The sequence below is a fragment of the Rhizobium sullae genome, from assembly GCF_900169785.1.
In the GTDB taxonomy this organism is placed as follows: domain Bacteria; phylum Pseudomonadota; class Alphaproteobacteria; order Rhizobiales; family Rhizobiaceae; genus Rhizobium; species Rhizobium sullae.
In genome coordinates this window covers 1-8,091 of sequence record NZ_FWER01000112.1, presented here as the reverse complement: position 1 = coordinate 8,091, position 8,091 = coordinate 1, and the positions used below count along the sequence as shown (strand labels likewise).

At 58.3% G+C, this 8,091-nt stretch carries 5 protein-coding genes and 4 pseudogenes; 5 read left to right on the top strand and 4 right to left on the bottom strand.

The window, feature by feature from the left end:
- The 3 genes and pseudogenes from BN1800_RS41885 to BN1800_RS43235 form a co-directional block, all read left to right on the top strand.
- On the top strand, positions 1 to 351 hold a 351-nt coding region (locus tag BN1800_RS41885), incomplete at its 5' end, for a hypothetical protein (RefSeq protein ID WP_179214018.1).
- A 101-nt stretch (positions 352 to 452) separates the two neighbouring features.
- Positions 453 to 1,142 (top strand): GntR family transcriptional regulator, encoded by a 690-nt coding sequence (locus tag BN1800_RS38550; protein ID WP_244564812.1) that lies wholly within the window; start codon positions 453 to 455, stop codon positions 1,140 to 1,142.
- Positions 1,143 to 1,376: 234 nt separating this feature from the next.
- Positions 1,377 to 1,493, top strand: a pseudogene (locus BN1800_RS43235) (IS5/IS1182 family transposase); the annotation flags it as partial.
- Between the two features lie 511 nt (positions 1,494 to 2,004).
- Here the strand turns inward: BN1800_RS43235 and BN1800_RS38545 are convergent.
- Positions 2,005 to 3,126, bottom strand: a complete 1,122-nt coding sequence (locus BN1800_RS38545) for a Gfo/Idh/MocA family protein (protein ID WP_244564811.1) — start codon at positions 3,124 to 3,126, stop codon at positions 2,005 to 2,007.
- Positions 3,127 to 3,239: 113 nt separating this feature from the next.
- Between BN1800_RS38545 and BN1800_RS38540 the strand changes: the two genes are divergently transcribed.
- The gene (locus BN1800_RS38540; protein ID WP_087006104.1) at positions 3,240 to 4,109 is read left to right on the top strand and encodes a LysR family transcriptional regulator; all 870 of its coding nucleotides are present in this window, start codon (positions 3,240 to 3,242) and stop codon (positions 4,107 to 4,109) included.
- A gap of 67 nt (positions 4,110 to 4,176) precedes the next feature.
- Here BN1800_RS38540 and BN1800_RS38535 read toward each other — a convergent pair.
- The 3 genes and pseudogenes from BN1800_RS38535 to BN1800_RS38520 all read right to left on the bottom strand — a co-directional run.
- Positions 4,177 to 5,155 (bottom strand): annotated as a pseudogene (locus tag BN1800_RS38535) (IS110 family RNA-guided transposase); the annotation flags it as partial.
- Between the two features lie 1,133 nt (positions 5,156 to 6,288).
- The gene (locus tag BN1800_RS38525; RefSeq protein ID WP_143534251.1) at positions 6,289 to 6,468 is read right to left on the bottom strand and encodes a hypothetical protein; all 180 of its coding nucleotides are present in this window, start codon (positions 6,466 to 6,468) and stop codon (positions 6,289 to 6,291) included.
- 330 nt (positions 6,469 to 6,798) lie between these two features.
- A pseudogene (locus BN1800_RS38520) lies at positions 6,799 to 7,089 on the bottom strand (chloride channel protein); the annotation flags it as partial.
- Positions 7,090 to 7,714: 625 nt separating this feature from the next.
- Between BN1800_RS38520 and BN1800_RS38515 the strand changes: the two are divergent.
- Positions 7,715 to 8,091, top strand: a pseudogene (locus tag BN1800_RS38515) (amino acid ABC transporter permease); the annotation flags it as partial.

The following is an 8,091-nucleotide window of genomic DNA, read 5'->3' as shown; positions in this document are numbered from 1 at the left end:
GTTGTTGCTGTCAAAAATGGCATTCTCTGGGGAATGTTGATTCTGATACCTGCGATGATCATCGTCGGCGGAACCGGCGTTAGACTGGCTGGAAAGGCTAAATCGGTGCTTGTTCGCGCCAAAAAGCATCGAATGCCCATCATCGCTCTGAATGGAATTCTGATACTCGTGCCCTGCGCGTTCTTTCTCGCGAATCGCGCCTCAACGGGTCAGTTTGATACGATGTTTTACGTTGTCCAGGCGATCGAACTCGTCGCCGGGGGCACAAACTTAACCTTGATGGGCCTGAACCTTCGGGATGGTTTGACGCTATCCCGATGGATCAAATACTTGGGGTTACGCTCCGCTTAGCCCGTTTAGGCACAGAACGCGATACGCGCCGAGGCCGCTAGGTGGTTGGCGCAAACGTTTTGTCCTCTCGTTCGCTTAGATGCTGAATTGCCCGCGGCCATTTGCGGCAGACGACCTATGAAGCGATCAAGGCCATGATCGTCACCGGCCAATTGGCACCCGGAAGGCGACTGATCGAACTCGAGCTCGTCGAACAGTTGCAGGTCACCCGGACGCCAGTGCGCGAAGCCCTGAACCGGCTGGAGCGCGACGGGCTGGTGATCGAGCGCCCGCGCACGGGCTTCGCCGTCGTTCACTTCAACGAAACGATGCTGCGCAATGTCTTCGACATTCGTGCCGTGCTTGACGAACACGCGACGCGACTGGCCATCACGCGGATTACCGATGACGAAGTCGAGGTGTTGCGCGGGCTGGTAGCCGAATGCAAGCGGCTTGCTTCAAATGATCCAAGCCCGCGCGGGCGGCTCAAAGAACTGCAGACGGGGCTCGAGATCCATCGTTCGATCGCGCAGTTCAGCGGCAATCCCATGCTTGCCGACATGCTGAACGGGCTGCTGGAAAAGTGCCAGATCTATGTCTGGATGGAACTGACCCAGTTCAACGACTGGCAGCAGGCCCGCGACGAACACCACGCGATCGTCGAGGCAATTGCCGCCCGCGACGTCGAAATGGCCTGCCGTGAAGCGCGCCAGCATATCAATCAGTCACGTGACGGCATCCTGAAGATGATGAATCTCCAGCGCGACTTCCGCGATCTCTACAAACAGAAGAGCGACGACGCCGGCTTGTGAATCTCCGCCGTAACCGGCTAGCCCAACCGGCGCACATTCCTTTGAACGCCAGGGCTGACATACTCACAGTTGACCGTTTGACCAGCAGTTTCACAGAAGCACGCGTGGCATCTTGAAACGCGATCGAATTGACCATCCGTCGAGCGCCCAACTTAGAGGCTGACCCAAAAAGAGTTGAGTGATTTCAGTCAGTTGTGATTCCATCGGATTTGCGAAGATTCGATGGAGAGCACGATGGCCTGGACTGAAACCACCCGGCGCAATTATGTCCGACGGACGAGCCGATATGCAAGCGATGTCACGGATCGCGAATGGGAATTTATTGCGGCGTTCAAAAGACGCCTCGTAAGATACGGATATCGTTGAAGCCTTTTCGAGTCCGACTCTTACACCGCGCAACTGGACTAGCTGTTGCCGAGGACCCGCTACCGTCAAGTCCCAAAATATCGCGGGATAGTTGAAATCTTTACTTGTTGAGACGTTGCCACCTCACCGACTTCCTATACACCTTCTATAAAGGCTGCCGCGTTCGCGGCTAGAGGTGAGAACTAATCTCCATTCCCGCCCGGGCTCATCGCGAAGTCACTGAGGAACAGTGTCGATTACTTCGGCGGCTGATTCTCATATTAAGTGCCAAAATCCGTACAACAATCTCATATTAACTGCCTCGTCTCAAATTAAGTGCCGCGCTATCTTATTGAAAATATTAAGGTGAGAGTCTCACGGTTACTGCAAAACGACAATTCCAACGATTATAGTGAGCGGAATTTTCAATTGAAATCGCTTGCCGGATCGCTTGGCCGCCAAAGAGCCGACATTGACGCGTCGTCCGCAGCAAATCAGGTTCCCTCGTGACTTTGGATCAGGTCAGTGCAATGCGACTTCCGCTTTCGGCCGCTCTCTCGATCGCAGCGATGACGCGATGCACTGCGACCGCATCCTCGAAGCTTGGTGCATTGCGAGTGCCGTGCCGCAAGTCGCTCGCCATCCTGGTATAAAGACGTGCGACGTTCCCCGGCTCCACGTCCTCCGGCCAGCCAGCACGATATGAGGCAGGGACCTCTAGCGGCCGGAATGTCTTCTCCTCGCCCCGCCCACCCATCAGGGAGAGCTGCACCATCTGCGTGTGGCCGGAGGAACCCGAGACACGAATGTCGCCTTCTGTGCCGTGGATTTCCCAGAACAACCCGTCACCGTCTCGCGGCGTGCCACCGCGGTAGTGGATGGAGACGGGTACGCCCCTCTCCAGGATTCCGCTAACCAGAACCTGATCGGGCGAGGAAGTTGGCAACGTCTCGCCGGTATCGACAGCAAGTGTCGTGGGCCGCCGAGTCGCCAGGATCGCAGAGACTTCCGCGACCTCCCCCAGGACGTCCCTGAGCGCCGCCAGCGTATGGCCCACAGGGATAGTCAGCAGGGTGGCACCATTGGCGCGATCCAGCAAATAGCCGTAGGTTTTCTTGTCGGGGATGGTGGCAGCGCCCAGAGCGCCGCCGCCGCGCGCGACCAAGGTGGTCGATAACACCTCGCCAACGAAACCGTCGGCGATCAGATGTTTCAGATACTCGATCTCCGGGGCGACACGCGCCTGAGTTCCGACGATACCCAAGATCCCTCTGGCTCGAGCGAGTGCGGCTATTTCTTCGGCCTCGGCCAAGCCGTTACCGAGCGGCCATTCGCAGTAGACATGCTTGCCCGCTTCGATTGCTGCTTTCACGATCTCAAAGTGAGGGGGCACTTTCACCGTAACGGTGACGATGTCGACCTCCGGTGCTGCGATAAGTTCGGCGACATCAGCATAAGCCCTTGGCAACCCATATGCCGCGGCAGCTGCTTCTCCACTGGCCTTACTGGAATTGGCAACACCAACGATTTCGAAAGTCTTGGAGAGCGCACGCAGCGCAGGAATATGAGCTCGTGCAGCCCAGCTTCGGCCCGGCTGCAGGCCAACAATGCCAATCTTGAAGCTATGTCCGGACATCATGATCCATTCTCATTGCATAGAGTTCGTTTTGTCACGCAATATAGATCGATGCATTCTGTGCGAAAATTCGGTAAATATGCGAGTGATCTTTGAGATTTCGCACAGATGGTAAGATGGTTGATTGGGAAGATGTCCGGCATTTCCTGGCTGTGGCGCAGAGCGGAACGCTCTCCGGCGCTGCCCGCAACCTCAAAGTGGATCACGCGACGGTCAGTCGGCGGCTTGCCGCTCTTGAGACCGCACTGGACGTGCGGCTCGTGGATCGCCTGCCGCGGTCCTGCCGCCTCACGGTGACGGGAAGGCAGGTGTTCGAGCGGGCCTTGGAGATGGAAGCTGGTGCTCATGCCATTGCCCGCTTGGCGAAGGCCGCACACGCTCCACTTGCCGGTCGCGTTACGCTGAGCGCCCCGCCTGTTCTCGTTACGCATCTTCTGGCCGACCATCTGCCACGTTTCAGGAAGGAATATCCGGACATCCGGCTTTCGCTTTCGGCGGAAGGCCGGGTGGTGTCACTCAGCCGCCGCGAAGCCGATGTCGCCGTGCGGTTCGTGCAGCCTGATGAGGCAAGCAGCGTAGCGCGAAAAATTGGGACGATGGCCTTCGGCCTCTATGCGCATCGCTCTTATGCCCATTTGTCTGCGCCCGAACGCTGGGAGTTCATTGCTTGGGATCAGACCTATGCTGACATGCCAGCGCAATCGTGGTTGTTCGGCATTGCCGACGACCGCCCGGTGGCCTGCGAATTGACTCACTCAAGTGAGCACTTGATCGCCGTGCGGGCTGGCGTGGGCGTGGCCGGCTTGCCCTGCTTTATCGGGGAGCGGGACCGTGATCTCGTCCGAATCGGCGAGGACATTCCATCTTTTGCGCGCGACATCTGGCTCATGGTTCACCGCGATTTGCGCAAAGCGCCGGCGGTACGCGCTGTAATGGAGTTTGTTGCAGCCACCATTTCGGAGGATCAATATCTGTCCATCCGATGATAGTGTTCAGACTAGATCCTCTGAAATCCCATACCGAGTCGACCTTCGCTATTGTATGGTGAAAACAGGTGAGCGCCGCGTGCGGTTGATGACGCAGCCACAGCCAGGCCATCTGGATCAGCGTCGTTCGCAGCCTCGGATTGCCGGATTTTGAGACGCCCTGGTCGTGATCGACCGAGCCGCTCTGCCAGGGTGTCGGCGCGAGGCCCGCATAGGCGGCAACCTGTCGTCGGTTGTCGAAGTGACGCGACAGCCCCTCCGACCAGAGCACGGCGGCAAACTCCGGCCCGATGCCTTTCAGGGTGAGCAGCATCGCCGGCGCTGGCGAGGCAGGCTGCTGGGCAGTGAGCATAGCGTCACGCTCGGCCTCGACCGCCTTGATCTGCTGGAGCAGCAGTTCGAGCCGATCGAGTTCGCGGCCGACCTGCGCCTTCAGGTGTGCCGGCAGCGGACGGCCGTCGCCGGTCTTACACTCCTCCAGTCGCTTGCGGCGATCGCGGCGCAGCGGCTCGTAGTCGGATACACCCCTGACTGAACAGCAGGCCCTTGATGCGGTTGACGTGCCGTATGCGCTCGCTAGTCAACGCTTGGCGCTCACGCGAAAGGCGGCGGCGGTCCTCTTCCTCGGGCGTCGGCACCCGGACCATCGCACAGACGCGCGGCTCGCCCCTTTTATAGGCGAGCAGCGCGCGCACCAGCGCCTCGCCGTCGATCTTATCGGTCTTGGCCCGGCGCCCCCGGCGCGAGGTGGCAATCGAGGCCGGATCGACGACGTGGCTTTCGATCCCCTCGGCCTCCAGCACGCGATGGATCCAGAAGCCGTCGAGCCCAGCCTCCTGGATGACAATGATCGGAAAGCACCGCCCGGTTCGCGCCCGCGCCTTCCTCTTGAGTTCGGCAAAACGTCCCAGCATGCCGGCGACGTCGCCGGTTTCGACCGCATGCTTAGACATCTTCTCGCCACCACCCGGCGACAGCGAGGTGATCAACCATTTCGATTGGCTCAATTCCAATGAGACGAAGATTGCGCCAAGATCGGTGCGGATAGCGGTCGGCGCTTAGGATCGGTGAGCTGCAAAGGGCATGCTTGCCTCCAAGGTAGGGTGTTTGTGGTTAAGCGACCTCACTTTGCCACAGCGCTGGTCGCTATCCACCCTCCTCATAGGATCTATGATGCGCCACTACGGTCCATTGATGCTCGCAGTATCGATCTATAACGAAACCCCGCGATCTCCGATCGATGCCCTGCCCGTGCGACCGCAGGAGATCATCAATATTTCCATTTCAAAATGAGATTTGCGCAACGATTGACTCGCGGACTTCGATTACGCGAGGCCACTTTGCCTGTATTCCCGTTATAGTTCCAATTGGCAAGGAAGCCCTGTTGTCGTTCATCGCACATCGAACCAGCACCAATTGCGAGAGCCTCTAAGTCGCGGTGCTTTGAAGCAGCCATAGCGACAGAAAATTGTCCGGCACGTGCAAATGAAGTATAATGACTGACTGATGTCAGCGTCTGCTGGAGCCGAACTTATGGTAAGTCCAAATCTGCCCTTTTGAGTTCTTTGTGTTGGACGACGTTCAATGTGACGGAGCAGTCGTCGGTTATATCGCAGGGCGTGCAATTCGAGACTTTGTGATCGATGCCGACGGTAACCGATATCGATTTGTCGGCACTGCGCCACGAGATCCGTCTGGCCGCCTTGATGTGGACGTTCTCCGCCCCGGTGAGTGGATCGTAAACCCCGGCCTTATCTACGCGAGAGATTCGGCTAGCGAGCGGCGTCCCCTGCCCCAAAGCGGTGCGAGCTTTCACGGCTCCCAGCAAACAAGCGTGCCAAGCCTGTCAGGCCAAAGGCCGTCATCATCCTTAACGCCTATTGCCCGCGCATCTCGTTGGCGGACGAGGAGGGCGCGGTGAATTGCCGACTCCAGAGGTTCTTCATCCGGTTCGGCAAAGGCATCCCTGATCTGAAGCACACCAGTCACCTTGTCTGCGCTCCCGCCGACGTGAATGATATGCCCCGGGTATAGATGCGCCGTGTCCTTCGTTATGAAATGAGATCTGTACATCCCTCTGCCTCTGTTTTGTTTCGTTGAGAAATAGCTCCCGCCGCCATGCACGTGAGCGATGGTGAGACGCGCAGTGGCTGATCTCCGCCTCGCGTTAGCAAAAGCTTCAACCTGCCTCGCTCGAAGCGAGCAACTGTTTCAGGTGGTCGATAGTGGCGCCGGCCTGACGCAAGGCAATGAGGTTCTGCGCCGTCCTATGAACCTTTGCGTGTGAGTGATCGATGCATTGCATTCGACACCATTCATCGAGCAGCATGCTCAGCGCGACGACATCTGCAGGATCCATTGCCGCCCTTTTCTCCCGCAACAACCCCCACATTTTGGACCTCCCTTTTTCCAGCCGTGGAGAAGGACAAGAAAACCGGTTAAATCTCCACGGCTGGATCGCGACCGCCCCGGATTGGGCCGGAAGTCGCCCTCAATGCCGGTCGACCATATTTTATATCATGCCGTGATATTTTTGGCGAAAAGGACTTTCTTATCGCTGGCGTGCCGACGATACATCACATCGTTAAATCGGGAGATGGCATGCGGTGTCACCAGAAGTTCGGAGCCAAGATGACGGAATCGAACGCCCGCTCGGACCTAACCGGCCCGCTACGCTGCCTGTTGTTGATTATTGGCTCTTCACGGCGCGCTGTGCCCTGACGGCTGCGGCAATGAACACGCGCGAGAGGCCATGATAAAGCGGCTCGCGCGACAGAAGGCGCGACGTCACATAGCCGATCATCGAGACGGCCATGATCGAAATGAACGCCTGATGGTCGCCGGTCATTTCCAAAATGATCACGAAGGCAGTCATCGGCGCTTGTACGACGCCCGAGAAATAACCCGCCATGCCGAGGATCGCGGCGAGGGTGATGTTTGTTCCGAGCAGCGAGCCGACGGTGCTCCCGAAACCGGCTCGTGCTCGCGCGTTCGCCGATACGAGGCCAGCCTTCGCGTGCTCGATGCACAGAGCCAGCGAACGGACATCCGCGTCGAGGTCCGACACGATTCCAGAGGTTGATGATTAAAACCGTCCAAGGTGGCTGGCTGGGGGCGCTTCGGCCTGTCGGCAACCCTTGTTTCGGCGATCGGCCGAAGGCTCCGTCAAGGGTTGATTCCATGCTGTTTTCGAGTTCGCGCATTCACCGCGCAAAGGTGTTTGACAAAGTCTGCAATTAGGCATGAAGTCATTGTGCGAGACGGGGCACGATAGGCAGCTTTGTCTATCGCGCTCCACCGGGTGATGAGACGATGGATGCCGCTCGGCACAATGAGCCCGATCAGTCGAATTCCGCCCCGTTATTAAACGGCGCGGACAGGTTCAGCTCGTCATTCGTCGTCAAACCTTCGCGTACACCAGACAGGAGGCTCCCGGTGGGCAACCTAGCTGCTTATCCGGCCGCAGGTGGCGGCCCCGATGCAGCACTGTGCTCCTCCAAGGTCTGGCTCAACGAGCACGCAGAAATCCACGTTTGAGCCGCACTCGAGCGGCCTTGCGTGGACGATGGAAGAATGCCGTGAAATAGGATCGAGAGGCGACTGCCATGGCCAATGACAGCAAACATGAAGGCGGAGTGATCTACCATATACCGGGGCAGGAATATTTCGAACTGCGCGGATTGAGGCGCCACGCTGGCGTCTTCTCACTCTGGGCGCTTGGCGTAGGCGCCGTCATTTCCGGTGATTTTTCCGGCTGGAATCTTGGCTTTGCGGTCGGTGGGTGGGGCGGCATGTTCATCGGCACCATCCTGATTACCATCATGTATCTCGGCCTTACCTACTCGATTGCCGAAATGAGCCCGGCCCTGCCGCACACCGGCGGCGCGTATTCCTTCGCGCGCACCGCCTTCGGTCCGTGGGGCGGTTTCATCACCGGCGTCGCGGAAAACATCGAATATGTGCTGACACCTGCCGTCGTGGT

Bases quoted from the DNA above. Each gene is read 5' to 3' on its own strand.
- BN1800_RS38545 (WP_244564811.1), bottom strand. From the start codon at position 3,126: ATGATGTCCGGACATAGCTTCAAGATTGGCATTGTTGGCCTGCAGCCG.
- BN1800_RS38525 (WP_143534251.1), bottom strand. From the start codon at position 6,468: ATGGATCCTGCAGATGTCGTCGCGCTGAGCATGCTGCTCGATGAATGG.
- BN1800_RS38540 (WP_087006104.1), top strand. From the start codon at position 3,240: ATGGTTGATTGGGAAGATGTCCGGCATTTCCTGGCTGTGGCGCAGAGC.